At 63.2% G+C, this 13,633-nt stretch carries 14 protein-coding genes and 3 pseudogenes; 5 read left to right on the top strand and 12 right to left on the bottom strand.

Going from position 1 to position 13,633, the window contains the following annotated elements; all coding sequences use genetic code 11:
• Positions 1–24 precede the first annotated feature (24 nt).
• Complete coding sequence (locus tag EX20_RS32330) at positions 25–951, top strand: hypothetical protein (protein ID WP_131929076.1); 927 nt, start codon at positions 25–27, stop codon at positions 949–951.
• A gap of 27 nt (positions 952–978) precedes the next feature.
• On the opposite strand, the gene EX20_RS27545 is transcribed toward EX20_RS32330, so the two are convergent.
• Both EX20_RS27545 and EX20_RS27550 read right to left on the bottom strand, forming a co-directional pair.
• A complete protein-coding gene (locus tag EX20_RS27545) occupies positions 979–1,257 on the bottom strand; it encodes a pyocin activator PrtN family protein (RefSeq protein ID WP_034195383.1) in 279 nt (92 codons plus the stop codon).
• Between the two features lie 30 nt (positions 1,258–1,287).
• Positions 1,288–1,557: a pyocin activator PrtN family protein gene (locus tag EX20_RS27550; protein WP_034195384.1), complete on the bottom strand. Its 270-nt coding sequence runs from the start codon at positions 1,555–1,557 to the stop codon at positions 1,288–1,290.
• 424 nt (positions 1,558–1,981) lie between these two features.
• On the opposite strand from EX20_RS27550, the gene EX20_RS27555 reads away from it, so the two are divergent.
• Positions 1,982–2,407, top strand: coding sequence for a hypothetical protein (locus EX20_RS27555; protein ID WP_139164672.1), 426 nt, complete (start codon positions 1,982–1,984; stop codon positions 2,405–2,407).
• Between the two features lie 47 nt (positions 2,408–2,454).
• Here EX20_RS27555 and EX20_RS27560 read toward each other — a convergent pair whose 3' ends face one another.
• The 3 genes and pseudogenes from EX20_RS27560 to EX20_RS33375 form a co-directional block, all read right to left on the bottom strand.
• Positions 2,455–2,946, bottom strand: coding sequence for a hypothetical protein (locus EX20_RS27560; RefSeq protein WP_034195386.1), 492 nt, complete (start codon positions 2,944–2,946; stop codon positions 2,455–2,457).
• A gap of 120 nt (positions 2,947–3,066) precedes the next feature.
• Positions 3,067–3,375 (bottom strand): annotated as a pseudogene (gene gspG / locus EX20_RS33370) (type II secretion system major pseudopilin GspG); the annotation flags it as partial.
• A gap of 33 nt (positions 3,376–3,408) precedes the next feature.
• Positions 3,409–3,675: pseudogene (locus EX20_RS33375) on the bottom strand (EexN family lipoprotein); the annotation flags it as partial.
• Between the two features lie 262 nt (positions 3,676–3,937).
• On the opposite strand from EX20_RS33375, the gene EX20_RS27570 reads away from it, so the two are divergent.
• Both EX20_RS27570 and EX20_RS27575 read left to right on the top strand, forming a co-directional pair.
• Positions 3,938–4,564, top strand: coding sequence for a DUF47 domain-containing protein (locus EX20_RS27570; RefSeq protein ID WP_011885019.1), 627 nt, complete (start codon positions 3,938–3,940; stop codon positions 4,562–4,564).
• A 10-nt stretch (positions 4,565–4,574) separates the two neighbouring features.
• Positions 4,575–5,585 (top strand): inorganic phosphate transporter, encoded by a 1,011-nt coding sequence (locus EX20_RS27575; RefSeq protein ID WP_011885018.1) that lies wholly within the window; start codon positions 4,575–4,577, stop codon positions 5,583–5,585.
• Positions 5,586–5,689: 104 nt separating this feature from the next.
• Here the strand turns inward: EX20_RS27575 and EX20_RS27580 are convergent, their stop codons facing one another.
• Positions 5,690–6,754 carry a C40 family peptidase gene (locus EX20_RS27580; RefSeq protein WP_034195387.1) on the bottom strand — a complete coding sequence of 355 codons (1,065 nt, stop codon included), beginning with the start codon at positions 6,752–6,754 and terminating at the stop codon, positions 5,690–5,692.
• Between the two features lie 232 nt (positions 6,755–6,986).
• Positions 6,987–8,804 carry a PhoH family protein gene (locus tag EX20_RS27585; RefSeq protein ID WP_011885016.1) on the bottom strand — a complete coding sequence of 606 codons (1,818 nt, stop codon included), beginning with the start codon at positions 8,802–8,804 and terminating at the stop codon, positions 6,987–6,989.
• Between EX20_RS27585 and EX20_RS33380 the strand changes: the two are divergent.
• Positions 8,700–8,941 (top strand): annotated as a pseudogene (locus tag EX20_RS33380) (hypothetical protein); the annotation flags it as partial. The gene EX20_RS27585 and the pseudogene EX20_RS33380 overlap by 105 nt on opposite strands.
• Positions 8,942–9,136: 195 nt before the next feature.
• Here the strand turns inward: EX20_RS33380 and EX20_RS27590 are convergent.
• The 5 genes from EX20_RS27590 to EX20_RS27610 all read right to left on the bottom strand — a co-directional run bounded on the left by EX20_RS27590 (position 9,137) and on the right by EX20_RS27610 (position 13,633).
• The gene (locus EX20_RS27590) at positions 9,137–9,598 is read right to left on the bottom strand and encodes a peroxiredoxin (RefSeq protein ID WP_011885015.1); all 462 of its coding nucleotides are present in this window, start codon (positions 9,596–9,598) and stop codon (positions 9,137–9,139) included.
• Positions 9,599–9,705: 107 nt separating this feature from the next.
• Positions 9,706–10,602: a polysaccharide deacetylase family protein gene (locus EX20_RS27595; RefSeq protein ID WP_034195388.1), complete on the bottom strand. Its 897-nt coding sequence runs from the start codon at positions 10,600–10,602 to the stop codon at positions 9,706–9,708.
• Between the two features lie 12 nt (positions 10,603–10,614).
• Positions 10,615–11,670, bottom strand: a complete 1,056-nt coding sequence (locus EX20_RS27600) for a bifunctional UDP-4-keto-pentose/UDP-xylose synthase (protein WP_011885013.1) — start codon at positions 11,668–11,670, stop codon at positions 10,615–10,617.
• A complete protein-coding gene (locus EX20_RS27605) occupies positions 11,667–12,614 on the bottom strand; it encodes a formyltransferase (protein ID WP_034195389.1) in 948 nt (315 codons plus the stop codon). Before EX20_RS27605 ends, EX20_RS27600 begins: the two co-directional genes overlap by 4 nt.
• Positions 12,611–13,633: a glycosyltransferase gene (locus EX20_RS27610; protein WP_034195390.1), complete on the bottom strand. Its 1,023-nt coding sequence runs from the start codon at positions 13,631–13,633 to the stop codon at positions 12,611–12,613. The genes EX20_RS27605 and EX20_RS27610 overlap by 4 nt, the downstream gene beginning before the upstream one ends.

Raw genomic sequence — 13,633 nt, forward strand, 5'->3', positions numbered from 1 at the left:
TGACCGACACAAGGAGTCATTGCAGTGGATACCGCACGCGATAAAAATACCCTCGAATTAGTTGAGGCCGAAGAGCTGTGGAATTTGGCCACCGTCGATCAAGACGGGTACATATGCCCAGGATGCGAGACGAGCGTATTCCCCGCGTCATACGACAAAGAGAAGAACAAGAAGCGCCCGTATTTCACATTAGGGCCGACCAATAAGCACGTGCCCGGTTGCGACGTGGATGGTGAAGAGAAAGTTGTTAAGCGCGCAAAGAAAGAACGCGTAGGCGCGCCCGAAGGGTTTCCACTTCCGTTTCCGAACAGATTGACGCTGACTGACGAGCGTCCGGTCGTTCCTGGCGGTGGAGGGAATCTGCCGACAGGGCAAGGTCCGTTGCGGACTGGTAGTCGGGCGCGGGCGGGAAGCGTGGGGGCCGGGCACCACGGACACACGGTAAAAACTATTCGTCCAGCCTGCCGAGCATTTATCAACTACCCGCACGATCGCGGACACCTGCCATTTTCGATTGATGGTGTTCCGGGGAGAACTTACTCCGAGGTATTCTGGTACTTGCGCTCCAAAAAGCCGGAACATTTTAACACTCCAAGACATCTTTACTATGCGACGATACGCTGGAAATCTGAGCCTGTCGTAGCAGACTCACATTGTGAGTTGACGCTCAACGTTGGAGAGTGGGATGCAGCAAAGAAAGCGCACAGGAGTCTCTCGCGAGTCCGGGTGGATTGGTCGAATTGGAGTCAAACGCGCCGCGATTCGCTCATCAGGGAGTTTGAGGCGACTCGAAATGAAGCTGCGGAGCAAGCCAAGACAAGTAGCGACGTAAAAGGCTGGTTGTTTTTTGTTGGTACACAGGACGCCGAGGATCCGGAGGTGTTTCACGTCAACAATCATCGACTGATCTGTTGTCTGTCCGCCGAAATAGTGTGGCCCGCAAGGTCGTGAGATAAACGTTCCGGCCGGGCTGTCGGCTCATGGGTGGGATTGGCGTAGTCCGCAAAGCTGGTCCCGCTCCTTCACTGCCACGGCGCGCCGTTTGTCTATGTAGTCCGCCAAGTCCTGCACATACACGCCGCGCGTTGACTTTGGGCTCGACTCGATCTTGACCACTGGAATAGAGATTTCACCGAGCGCAATCTTTCTGAGCATTATATTGAATTCCAGGTGTGGAAAATATTCTCTGCGAACGTCGTCCAATGGAATGATTGCGCGAGCCCCAAATTGAGCTAAGAGCAAAAATACTGTGTTCATGTCGAGTCCAGTCGGGGTGGCTTTGGTTGGTCAGAATATTTTGGCGAGCCGCTGTCGCTCTTTTTCGGCTTCCTCGCGTCGTGAATCAATGTATATGGCTAAATCAATCATATAGATCCCTTTCGTTGATTTTTGACTTGCCTCAATTCTCAAGAGTGGTAGTGGGATTTCACCGTGCGCGAGCTTTCTGATGAATACGTGAGGTTCGAGGTGGCTGAAGTACTCTTTGCGCACCTCGTCGAGTGGGATCACGGCGCGCGGGCCGAACTGAGCCATAAGGAAAAAGAGCGTGTCGGTCATTTTCTCGTTGCGTGATGGTGAAACGCACATGATGCCATCGAGAGTGTAATAGTTGATATTTGCTACCTAATTGGTTGTCGGTTGCGCGTGATTTTGTTGATATTGCTACCGAATTGGGATTAATGCGACGCTATGAAAATATCCCTTGTAAACGCTCATTCGTGCAATTACAATCGACTCATCGCTGAAACAACAGCGATCAGGTTTGGCGACCTGAACTTACACACGGCGGACAGCCGCCTCGCGCGGTTTTTTTACGTCCGCACGTCTCTGCACGCCTTCAAGATCAATGGGCGGGCCTGGACGGGGAGACCTTCGGGTCTGCCGGTTTCCGTGTGTGCCGGTTCGCCAACCCCGCTCAGTGCCCGCCCACCCCGTTTGGCGACGGGAGGCGGGCCTCCAACTCACACACGGAGGTCTCACCATGCGTCAGTCCCAATGCAAGCAAGCCGCCCAATCTTCCGCTCGTGATTACGACCGAGCCGCAGAATTCGACGTGAACATGTACATCGGCATCCCTGCCGAGGTTCGCTCGCTTCTCAATGTTCCCGCTGTAGATCGCGCCGAAGCCTGCAACATCGGTGCGTTGAGTGCCGCGTTGCTTGCCAAGCATTTGCGCGACGAGCCCGCTCTGGCCGGTAGCAACCGTGTCGGCGCCGTGATCGAGCGGATGAAGGGGCTGGGCGGCGAAGGAGGCTACGAGGCCGGGCTCTTCGCCGTGCTCGAACACCTGATTGTTGAGGGGGCGAAGCACGTCAACCCGGACACGCTCGCGATTCGGTCGCTGGCGGGAGTGGCGCGCACGCGATCGGCAAGAAGACGCGAAGAGGCGGCCGTATCAATCGCCTAAGTCGGTATCGGCGAGGCGCCGCTAATCTGGCGGCGCTTCTGCGCGGGTTAGCTGCTTGTATTTCGGAAATCAAGGAAGGGCGTGAGGCTCGCTTCCAAACGTAGCAACCCTTGATCGCTGCCGATCCAAAAATAATCGGCCTGTTGCGCTTCGAACCACTTCCGCGATTCGTGCGGATCGCTATCGCGAAGCTCTTTTCCGTGCGTTTTGTATCCCATGATGCGGGCGGCCCTAGTATGCATTTCCTCCAGAATGCTCACTATCTCGCTGTCTAGACCGAATAGAAAGCGCGACTCTCGCATCGCTTTGACGAAAGCCCGGTGGGCTTCCCGATGCTGTTCGTTGGCTTCGTCGTAGCTGGACAGCACATGGTAGAAGTCGATCGACGCTGTATAGACGCCGAATCGTCGGTCGTAGAGATCGAGCCGAAGCTTCTCGCGGTTCGTTCGATGCTGCTGATACGCAATCCAGGCTACGTACGCGCTTATCAGGATGGTCGGGAGCGCGGTTATCAATGAGGTGCTGTTGGCGGAGGTCATGTCTCGCGGCTGTGCCGTGGGCTTGGCTTTGATGCGTTGCTAGAGCTTCGGAACTGTTGGGCAGACGTTAGTTGGCGGTGTCGGGTTGCGCAGAGCGGAGCGGCGGGTTTGCCAAAACCGCTATTGCCAAGACCCGACGACTGAATCGCTGTCGTTTCCGTGGCTGCCGCCCGTGCTGAACACATCGATTTCCCCGTGCGTACCTGGGTTGCGATATTGGTACGGGGCACCCCACGGATCCGGCGGCATACGTTCAAGGTATCCGCCTTCCTTCCAATTTGCGGGCGCCGGATCGGCGGTCGGCTTCTGCACGAGCGCGACTAGACCTTGTTCCTGCGTCGGATAGGCGCCGTTGTCGAGCCGGTACAGCTTCAGTGCCTGCATCACCGTGCCGATGTCCTGACGGGCGGCGATGATGCGCTCATCATTCTGCGCGCCGCTCGCCATGAGCTGTGCGGCGGCGGCCGACGCATTGATGCAGTTCGGGTCGTCTTTGAGTTCGCCCGGGTTGGAGTTGCACTCCGAAATCGCATGTTTCAGCGCGTCGCGGTTCGCCATGAACTCGTCGACCTTCATCACGCGATCGAGTCCGGGGACTTGGGTTCGATTGCACGCGGTTAGCGTGACGGTGAGCAAGACCGTGAGTGACGCCGCCTTGAAAGTGGTTCTCATGTGAATGGCCCCGTTGCAGTTGTTTTCATGCCGCTGCGCATAGCACAGTATCTCCATTTGGCCCCGTATACAAGCGGGGTGAGGGGCGTTTCGCAACTGTCAAGCGCAAAGAAGGCGGATGCGACACGCTACGCATCGACGCTACGCAGTTACCGGACTAGGGCCGGTTTCCTATAGAATGCGGCCTGTCATGAATCCGTCATGAGCGGATGATTCGTGCGCGATTTTCGTACAAATTTCGTATGGCCCAGTGCCTGGGTGCGCAGAAATCATCTAACGTACTGATTTAATTGCAAATTTACGCACTGGTCAAGCCCATATGTTTGGTCGTTTTATGCCCACCGAGGGCAAGTTCTTTGAACTCTTCAACGCGCACGCGAAGCACATCGTTTCCGGTGGCCGCGAACTCGAACTGCTGATCGACAATCTCGCCGACGCCGAGATTCACAAGCAAAACGTGCAGACCGCCGAGAAGGCCGCTGACAAGCTCACGCACGAAGCGATCGATCTGCTGCACAAGACCTTCATCACGCCGCTCGATCGCGACGAGATCCACAAGCTGATCACGACGATGGACGACATCCTCGACCTGATGGAAGACGTCGCGACGGCCGTGTCGCTGTACGACGTGCAGTCCGTCACCTCCGAGGCGAGCCAGCTCGCGCACATCGTCACGCAATCGGCGCAACACGTGCAACAGGCCGTCGGGCTGCTGTCCGACATGAAGCAGTCGGCGCAGATCCTCAAGCAGTGCGAGGAAATCGACCGCTGGGAGTCGGAGGCCGATCGCGTGCTGCGCTCGGCGATGTCGAAGCTGTTCCGCGAGGAAGACGACGTGAAGACGCTCATCAAGCTGAAGGCGATCTACGAGCTGCTCGAAGAGATCACCGACAAGTGCGAGGACGTCGCGAACATCATCGAAGGCATCGTGCTGGAAAACGCCTGAGCGGATCACGATGCATTCGATACAACTCGCCCTATGGATGGTCGCGACGCTGGTGCTCGTCGCGCTCGTATTCGACTTCATGAACGGCTTCCACGACGCGGCGAACTCGATCGCCACCGTCGTGTCCACCGGGGTGCTGAAGCCGCAACAGGCCGTGGTGTTCGCGGCCGCGTTCAACGTCATCGCCTATTTCATCTTCCACCTGAAGGTCGCGCAGACGGTCGGCAAAGGTACGATCGACCCGGAAATCGTCGACCACTACGTCGTGTTCGGTGCGCTGGTCGGCGCGATCGGATGGAACGTGATCACCTGGTACTACGGGATTCCGTCGAGCTCGTCGCACGCGCTGATCGGCGGCCTCGTCGGCTCGGCGCTCGCGAAGTCCGGCTGGAGCGCGCTGAACATCGACGGCCTGATGAAGACCGTCGCGTTCATCTTCATCTCGCCGCTGCTCGGCTTCATCCTCGGCTCGCTGTTCATGCTCGGCGTGTCGTGGCTGTATTTCCGTACCGCGCCAAGCAAGGTCGACCGGCGCTTCCGGCGGCTCCAGTTGCTGTCGGCCGGCCTCTACAGCCTCGGCCACGGCGGTAACGACGCCCAGAAGACGATCGGCATCATCTGGATGCTGCTGATCGCGACCGGCTATGCGTCGGCGACGTCGGATGCGCCGCCCGTGTGGGTGATCGGCGCATGCTATCTGTCGATGGGTCTCGGCACGCTGTTCGGCGGCTGGCGCATCGTGCGCACGATGGGCCAGAAGATCACGAAGCTCAAGCCGGTCGGCGGCTTCTGCGCGGAGAGCGGCGGGGCGATCACGCTGTTCATCGCGTCGTTCCTCGGCATTCCGGTATCGACCACGCACACGATCACCGGCGCGATCGTCGGTGTCGGCGCGACGCAGAAGCTGTCGGCCGTGCGCTGGGGTGTGGCCGGCAACATCGTATGGGCCTGGGTGCTGACGATCCCGGCGTCCGCGCTGATCGCGGCCGGCGGATGGTGGGTCGGGCACCAGATCTTCTGATCGCGACGCCGCCCGGGTCGCATAAGAACCATGCGCCGCTAACCGAAAGGTTGCGGCGCATTTTCTTTTGCGGTGTACGGAATGCGGCGCTGCGCCGCAATGACTCAGTAGCTGCCGTTCGCGAAGCGGGCGATCGGATCGTCGGCGGTGCTGGTGCGCGGGCTGACCGGCGCCGCTTGCGTCGATGCACGCAACACCTGCACTTGCATCGGCTCGGCGCTGCCCGGCGAGTTCGGGGCAGGCATCGCGGACGGCGGTTCCGCATCGAACGCGGCCGCCTGCGCGGCCGTTAGCGCCGTCGTCGGGATCTGCGTGCCGACTTCTTCGGATGATGGGCCGATAGGCGGCAAAGCCGGCGTCATGGCCATCGTGTCGCCGCCCGCGGAGGAGACCGGCGCCGACATGCGCGGCGCCGGTTCGTACGGAGCGGGGGACGCAGCGGCTGCGGCGGCCGTCGTCACGGCCGTCGTCGTCGATACGGCCGGCACAGCAGCCTGCGCCGTCGCACGGGCCGGCGACGAAGCATAGGCAGGCCGCCGCACTGCCGCGGCCGCGACGACCGGCGCGGTGGCCGCAGCCGGCGCATCGCGCCGTGCATCGTAGATCGGGGCATCGAACGGCGTCGGCGTGCCGCGCGGCGGGGCGACGCGGCGAATGCCGTCGAAGCGCTTCGCCCAGTACGGGTTGGTCAGGTAGTCGAGCCGCACGGTGCCGCCCGTCGACGGCGCATTGACGAAGCGCAGCTTGCCGACGTAGATGCCGACGTGCGAGTGCGGCCGGCCGGTCGTGTTGAAGAAGATCAGGTCGCCCGGCGCGATCTGGTCGGGGTCGATCGACGCGCCGCGGCTGCTCATGTCGGCGGTCGTGCGCGGCAGGTTCACGTCGGCCGCGCGGCCCAGCACGTAGCGCACGAGGCCGCTGCAGTCGAAGCCGCTGGTCGGCGTGTTGCCGCCCCAGCGGTACGGAACGCCGACGAGGCTCATCGCCTGGATCGAGATTTCTTCCTGGCCGACGCTGTGATCGACGAAATTCGGGAAATTGGCCGGAGCGGGGAACGCGCGCGGTGTCGTGATCTTCATGCCCGCGCTGCGCGATGCGGACTGCGGCGGCACGCTGGAGCAGGCCGCGAGCAGTGAGACGACGGCGACGGGAACCCAGATTCGAAGCATGACAAGGTGACGAGCGCGCTGCGCGCGAATCGTATGACGACAGACACACCCGATGGTAGACGGTCCCACGGGCCTCACGCAACCATTCGTGAGAATTTACTTGAAGTTTCGCGCGTAAGTCACGCGTTTCGCGACGCAGGCGCGCGAATGCTTTCGACCCTGAAATAAAAACGGCGCTCCGAACCGGAGCGCCGCAGCAGGTCGAGCCCGGCAGAACGCCGGGCGTATCGCGTTACAGGATGTCCGACGCGTAGTCGGCGAGCCGCGAGCGTTCGCCGCGCGCGAGCGTCACGTGGCCGCTGTGGCCCCAGCCCTTGAAGCGGTCGACGACGTAGGTCAGGCCCGAGCTGCCTTCGGTGAGGTAGGGCGTGTCGATCTGCGCGATGTTGCCGAGGCACACGATCTTCGTGCCGGGGCCCGCGCGCGTCACGAGCGTCTTCATCTGCTTCGGCGTCAGGTTCTGCGCTTCGTCGATGATCAGGTACTTGTCGACGAAGGTGCGCCCGCGCATGAAGTTCATGCTCTTCACCTTCAAGCGCGAACGGATCAGCTCCTGCGTGGCCGCACGGCCCCATTCGCCGGCCGCGTCGTCGGTCTTCTGCAGCACTTCGAGGTTGTCGTCGAATGCGCCCATCCACGGCTGCATCTTCTCTTCCTCGGTACCGGGCAGGAAACCGATGTCCTCGCCGACGGGCACCGTCGCGCGCGTGACGATGATCTCGTTGTAGCGCTTGTCGTCGAGCACCTGCGCGAGGCCGGCCGCGAGCGCGACGAGCGTCTTGCCGGTGCCGGCCTGGCCGAGCAGCGTGACGAAGTCGATCTCGGGATTCATCAACAGGTTCAGCGCAAAGTTCTGCTCGCGGTTGCGCGCGGTGATGCCCCACACGTTGTTCTTGTGATGGCTGTAGTCGCGCAGCGTCTGCAGTAGCGCCGTCTTGCCGTTCAGCTCGCGCACGATCGCGTGGAACGTCGGCTCGCCGTTCTGCGGCTCGAGATAGACGAACTCGTTGACGAGCATCGACGCGACGAGCGGGCCCGTCACGCGGTAGTAGGTGGTGCCCGTCTTCGTGTCCTGCCAGCTCTCCATCCCCTTCGCGTGCTTGGTCCAGAAGTCCTGCGGCAACTCGCGCACGCCGTTATAGAGGAGATCCTTGTCCTCGAGTACCTGGTCGTTGAAGTAGTCTTCCGCGGGCAGGCCGAGCGCATGCGCCTTGATCCGCATGTTGATGTCTTTCGACACCAGCACGACCTGACGGTCCGGCCGGTCGCGCTGCAGCGCGCGCACGACGCCGAGGATCTGGTTGTCCGCCTTGCCCGCCGGCAGCCCTTCGACCGGAGCGATGTCGGCCAGCCTGGTCTGGAAGTACAGGCGGCCGAGCGCCTCGCGGCTGCCGAGTCGCGACAACGGAATGCCGGCCGAGATCGGGCCGCCGTCGGCGACCAGCGCGTCGAGCGTGCGGCTGACCTGGCGCGCGTTGCGCGCGACTTCGGACATCCCCTTCTTGTGGTTGTCGAGCTCCTCGAGCGTCATCATCGGCAGATAGACGTCGTGTTCCTCGAAACGGAACAGGCTGCTCGGGTCGTGCATCAGCACGTTGGTGTCGAGCACGAACAGCTTCTGCTGTTCGACCTCGGCCGGCTTGCGGCTGCGCGACTTCGGCGCCGCGCCGGCATCGCGCGCGGGCGCGGCAGCCGGTTTGCCGGCGGCCGGCTTGTCGTCGCGTGCGACGACCGGAGCGGGGGAGGCCGGTGCGGCGGGTTCGGCGGGCGGCTGGAGCGGCTGCAACAGCGCCGCGGTCTGTTTGGTCCTGCGACCGCGTGCGGGCGCGCTCGCGGTTTCCTGCGCCGGCGCCGCGACGGCGCGCAGCGGCGCGGCCGTATTCGCGGCTTCGGTCATCGGTTGGGCCACGCTGGCCGGGCCGTAGTCACCGGCTGTGGATGCGTCCCCTTCGGCGGATTTCTTCGCGGCTTTCGCGGGCCGCGCTTTCGCCTTGTATTCGTCGGGCGGCAGCAGGCTGCCGAGCTTGCTGGGGGGGGTAGGCAAAGGCATGGTGTCCCTCGGGAGGAATCGTGTCGCATGAAGTGCGCCGCTGATCGCATCCTGCGTGACGTAGACGCATGCAGTTTGCGCGCGGTGGCGCACAGGAATTTCGTCTAGCCGGTTCGCCTAAGTGTCGATCAACTCCTTCACGGGGTGACGGCCGGACCGAGGCCCGGCGCGCAATCCATAAAAAAAGCCGCTGCCCCGTCGACAGGGACATGCGGCTCGGCTGATACCGTCGTGATGCGCGTCAGATGCCGGAGAGCGTCGCAACGGACACCGGCGCAGCTACGAGAAATATGGGGCGAACTGGCATTCATTGCGGCCCAATATAACGCGCCTCAAAGCGCTTGTACAGCACTTAGCACGTCGTCCACGTGACCGGGTACCTTGATGCCGCGCCATGCCTGGCGAAGCACGCCGTCGGCGTCGATCAGGAACGTCGAGCGCTCGATGCCGCGTACTTCCTTGCCATACATTTTCTTCATCTTGATGACATCGAACAGCGTGCACAGCGCTTCGTCGGCATCCGAAATCAGCGGGAACGGCAGCTCGAGTTTCGCCTTGAAGTTGTCATGCGAGCGCAGGCTGTCGCGCGACACGCCGATGACTTCCGCGCCGGCCTTCGTGAACTTCGGATAGAGATCGCGGAACTGCAGGCCTTCGGTCGTGCAGCCCGGCGTGTTGTCTTTCGGATAGAAATACAGGACGAGCTTGCGGCCCTTGAGGCCGGACAGCGAAATGTCGCCGCCCGTCGCGGGTGCGGTGAAATCGGGAACTTGACGGTCAACTTCGACGGACACGTGTTTCTCCTGTTGTTATGGAAAGGCGCCGCTCGGGCGGCGCGTTCGGCGGGGTGTCGCGGCGGCAGGCCGAAACGACAGCGCCGGCTGGGCCGGCGCGCGCGAACTCAGTCGGGCTGGACGATCAGTTCGCCGGAGCGGCCGGGGATCTCACCCCACGCGACAGGGTACGATGGCAGCGAGTCGCGGTCCAGCGTTGCGTGGTAATCGCCCATCGTCGCAAACGTGTGGCCCTGCGCATGCCAGCCGGCGAGCAGTTGCTCGAACACCGGCGCGAGTTTCTGGCCTTCGAGTTCCGCATGCAGCGTGAACACCTGATCGTGCGGATTGGTCTCGGTGAACTTCAGCAGATGCGCGGCGACGTTGTGCGTGTCGATGCCGTCGATGCCGAGCACCTCGTCGAGCGTCGGCAGCGTGGTGGGCATCTGCACGTGCGACAGCGTGCGGCCGCCCACCACCGGCAGATACGGCGAATGGCCGCGACCATCGGACGCATAGTGCATCCCCCATGCGTCGATCTGCTCGAATGCCGCGTCGTTCATCTGCCAGCCGGCCGCGCCGTGCGTGACGGGCGGCGCACCGAAGATGTCGACGAAGCGCGCGTGGCTCTTCTGCATTTCACGCGTGGTCCAGTGGCGATCGCGCACGCGCACGTTGTCTTGCCAATACACGTGATCCCACGTATGGATCCCGCACTCGAAGCCGGCCTCGTGGATCGCGCGCATGTCGGCGATCGCACGGCGGCCGATGTCGGGGCCCGGCAGCAGCACGCCGTACATCAGCTGCTTCACGCCGTAGTGCTCGACCACCGACGTACGCGACACCTTCTGCAGGAAGCCCGGCCGGAACACGCGCCGCAGCGCCCAGCCCGTATGATCGGGGCCGAGGCTGAACAGGAAGGTTGCGCGCGCACTGAAGCGGTCGAAGATGCGCGCGAGATTCGGCACGCCTTCGCGCGTGCCGCGCAGCGTGTCGACGTCGATCTTGAGGACGATGCGAGCCAAGCGTGCGTCCCGTCAGTGCTGCTGCTCGACCAGCGCGCGCGCGTCGGCGACATGGCCGCGATACGCTTCGAAGATCTTGCGCAGCGCGTCGTCGAACGTCGATTGCGGCGCCCACGCGAGCTCCTGCATCGTGTTGTCGATCTTCGGCACGCGGTTCTGCACGTCCTGGTAGCCGTTGCCGTAGTACGCGCCCGAGGTCGTCTCGACGAGCTTCACCTGCTTGGCCGAATCGGCGTACTCGGGGAATTCCGCCGCCAGTTCGAGCATCTTGTGCGCGAGCTCGCGAACCGAGAAGTTGTTGTGCGGATTGCCGATGTTGTAGATCTTGCCCGACGCGACGCCGCCCTTGTTCTCGATGATCTTCATCAGCGCGCTGATGCCGTCGTCGATGTCGGTGAACGCGCGCTTTTGCGAGCCGCCGTCGACGAGGCTGATGTTCTCGCCGCGCACGATGTGGCCGAGGAACTGCGTGACCACGCGCGAGCTGCCTTCCTTCGGCGTGTAGATCGAGTCGAGGCCCGGGCCGATCCAGTTGAACGGACGGAACAGCGTGAAGTTCAGGCCTTCCATCCCGTAGCCCCAGATCACGCGGTCCATCAGCTGCTTCGAGCACGCGTAGATCCAGCGCGGCTTGTTGATCGGGCCGTAGGTGAGCGCCGATGCGTCCGGATCGAACTGCTCGTCCGAGCACATGCCGTAGACCTCGGAGGTCGACGGAAACACGAGGTGCTTGCCGTACTTGACGGCCGAACGCACGATCGGCAGGTTCGCCTCGAAGTCGAGCTCGAACACGCGCAGCGGCTGCTTCACGTAGGTGGCGGGCGTCGCGATCGCGACCAGCGGCAGGATCACGTCGCACTTCTTCACGTGATACTCGACCCACTCCTTGTTGATCGTGATGTCGCCTTCGAAGAAATGCATCCGCTCGTGGTTGACGAGGTCGCCCAGCCGGTCGGTCTGCATGTCCATGCCGAACACTTCCCAATCGGTGGTTTCAAGAATGCGCTTCGACAGGTGATGGCCGATGAAGCCGTTCACACCCAGGATCAGGACTTTTTTTGCTTTCATGAATGACGGGAAGAATGAATGAACTGCGCGAATTCGGCCGGCGTCACGACGGTTTCGCTGCCGTCGCGCTGCTGCCACAGCTCGAGAATGGATAGGGCGCGGCTGTCGCCGCAGACGCCGAATAGCGCATTATCGCTTACGTGCAGGCCGGCGGGCAAATTCGCCGCGGCCGTCGCGGCGGCGCTGCCGGGCGCCGCGAGGCGCGCGCGCGCGATCACGAAGCGCATGCCGCCGACGTCGGTGAACGCGCCCGGATAAGGCGGCGCGACGGCGCGCACGAGGTTGTAGACCTGCGCGGCCGGCTTCGACCAGTCGATGCGGCCGTCCTCCGGCTTGCGTCCGCCGTAGTAGCTGCCGCTCGCGAGATCGTTCGGCAGGTGCGGCGCGTCGCCGGCCAGCAGCGCGGGCAGCACGCGCCAGAGCGTCTGCTCGGCGGCGACCGTGACCTTGTCGAACACCTGCGCGGCCGTGTCGTCGGGCAGGATCGGCACGGCCGTCTGGCCGAGGATCGCGCCGGCGTCGGGCTTCGCGGCCATCTCGTGCAGCGTCGCGCCGGTTTCCGTTTCGCCGTTCAGCACGGCCCAGTTGGTCGGCACGCGGCCGCGGTATTTCGGCAGCAGCGAACCGTGCATGTTGTACGCGCCGCGCGGCGCGATCGCGAGCAGGTCCACCGGCAGCATGTGGCGGTAGTAGAACGAGAAGATGAAATCGGGGCGCGCATCCGACACCGCGCGACGCAGCGCGGGGTCGGATGGATCGGCCGGCGTGATGACCGGGATGCCGTGTTCGGCGGCGACGGACGCGACGCTGCCGAACCAGATGTTCTCGCTCGGGTTGTCTTCGTGCGTGACGACGAGCGCGACGTCGACGCCGCGCGCCAGCAGCACCTGCAGGCAGCGCACGCCGACGTTGTGATACGCGAACACGACGGCGCGCGGCTTCATCGTGCGGCTCCCATACGGTCGGCGGCGGCCGGCACCGCGGGCACGCCGTCGTGCTGTTCGAGCACGGCCTGGACCAGATAGCGCGGCCGCGCGCGCACCTGCTGGTAGATGCGGCCGATGTATTCGCCGAGCAGGCCGAGCGCGAACAGGATCACGCCGAGCAGGAAGAACGTGATCGCGAACAGCGTGAACACGCCTTGCACTTCCGCGCCGACGATGAAGCGGCGCACCAGCAGCAGCACGAACAGCGCCGCGGAGCCGAGCGACAGGATCACGCCGATGAACGACAGCCACTGCAGCGGCACGACCGAGAAGCCGGTGACGAGATCGAAGTTCAGCCGGATCAGGCTGTACAGCGAGTATTTCGACTGGCCCGCGAAGCGCTCCTCGTGCGCGACCTCGATTTCGGTCGGGTTCTGCGCGAACGTATAGGCGAGCGCCGGGATGAACGTGTTGACTTCGCCGCACACGTTGATGGTGTCGATGATGCGGCGGCTATACGCGCGCAGCATGCAGCCCTGGTCGGTCATCTTGATCCGCGTGATGCGCTCGCGCAGCCGGTTCATCACCCGCGACGCCTTGCGCCGCCACAGGCTGTCCTGGCGCTGCTTGCGGATCGAGCCGACGTAGTCGTAGCCCTCGCGCATCTTCGTGATCAGCTTGCCGATCTCCTCGGGCGGATTCTGCAGGTCGGCGTCGAGCGTGATCACGATGTCGCCGCGCGACTGCGCGAAGCCCGCGAGGATCGCCATGTGCTGGCCGTAGTTGCCGTTGAGCAGCACGACGCGCGTCGTGTCGGGACGCACGTGGAACTGGTCGGCCAGCATCGCGGCCGAGCGGTCGCGGCTGCCGTCGTTGATCAGGATCACTTCGTACGACGTGCCGAGTGCGTCGAGTGCCGGGTAGAGCCGCGCGAACAGCGCGTCCAGGCCGTCTTCCTCGTTGTACACGGGGATGATGACCGATACCTCCGGGGTCGCGGCGCCCGGATGCCCGGCGCGTGCTTCAAGGTGATTCAT

The organism is Burkholderia sp. WP42, from assembly GCF_000745665.1.
Classification (GTDB): Bacteria; Pseudomonadota; Gammaproteobacteria; order Burkholderiales; family Burkholderiaceae; genus Burkholderia; species Burkholderia vietnamiensis.

Bases quoted from the DNA above. Each gene is read 5' to 3' on its own strand.
- EX20_RS27545 (WP_034195383.1), bottom strand. From the start codon at position 1,257: ATGAACACAGTATTTTTGCTCTTAGCTCAATTTGGGGCTCGCGCAATC.
- EX20_RS27550 (WP_034195384.1), bottom strand. From the start codon at position 1,557: ATGACCGACACGCTCTTTTTCCTTATGGCTCAGTTCGGCCCGCGCGCC.
- EX20_RS27555 (WP_139164672.1), top strand. From the start codon at position 1,982: ATGCGTCAGTCCCAATGCAAGCAAGCCGCCCAATCTTCCGCTCGTGAT.
- EX20_RS27560 (WP_034195386.1), bottom strand. From the start codon at position 2,946: ATGACCTCCGCCAACAGCACCTCATTGATAACCGCGCTCCCGACCATC.
- EX20_RS27570 (WP_011885019.1), top strand. From the start codon at position 3,938: ATGTTTGGTCGTTTTATGCCCACCGAGGGCAAGTTCTTTGAACTCTTC.
- EX20_RS27575 (WP_011885018.1), top strand. From the start codon at position 4,575: ATGCATTCGATACAACTCGCCCTATGGATGGTCGCGACGCTGGTGCTC.
- EX20_RS27580 (WP_034195387.1), bottom strand. From the start codon at position 6,754: ATGCTTCGAATCTGGGTTCCCGTCGCCGTCGTCTCACTGCTCGCGGCC.
- EX20_RS27585 (WP_011885016.1), bottom strand. From the start codon at position 8,804: ATGCCTTTGCCTACCCCCCCCAGCAAGCTCGGCAGCCTGCTGCCGCCC.
- EX20_RS27600 (WP_011885013.1), bottom strand. From the start codon at position 11,670: ATGAAAGCAAAAAAAGTCCTGATCCTGGGTGTGAACGGCTTCATCGGC.
- EX20_RS27605 (WP_034195389.1), bottom strand. From the start codon at position 12,614: ATGAAGCCGCGCGCCGTCGTGTTCGCGTATCACAACGTCGGCGTGCGC.
- EX20_RS27610 (WP_034195390.1), bottom strand. From the start codon at position 13,633: ATGAATCACCTTGAAGCACGCGCCGGGCATCCGGGCGCCGCGACCCCG.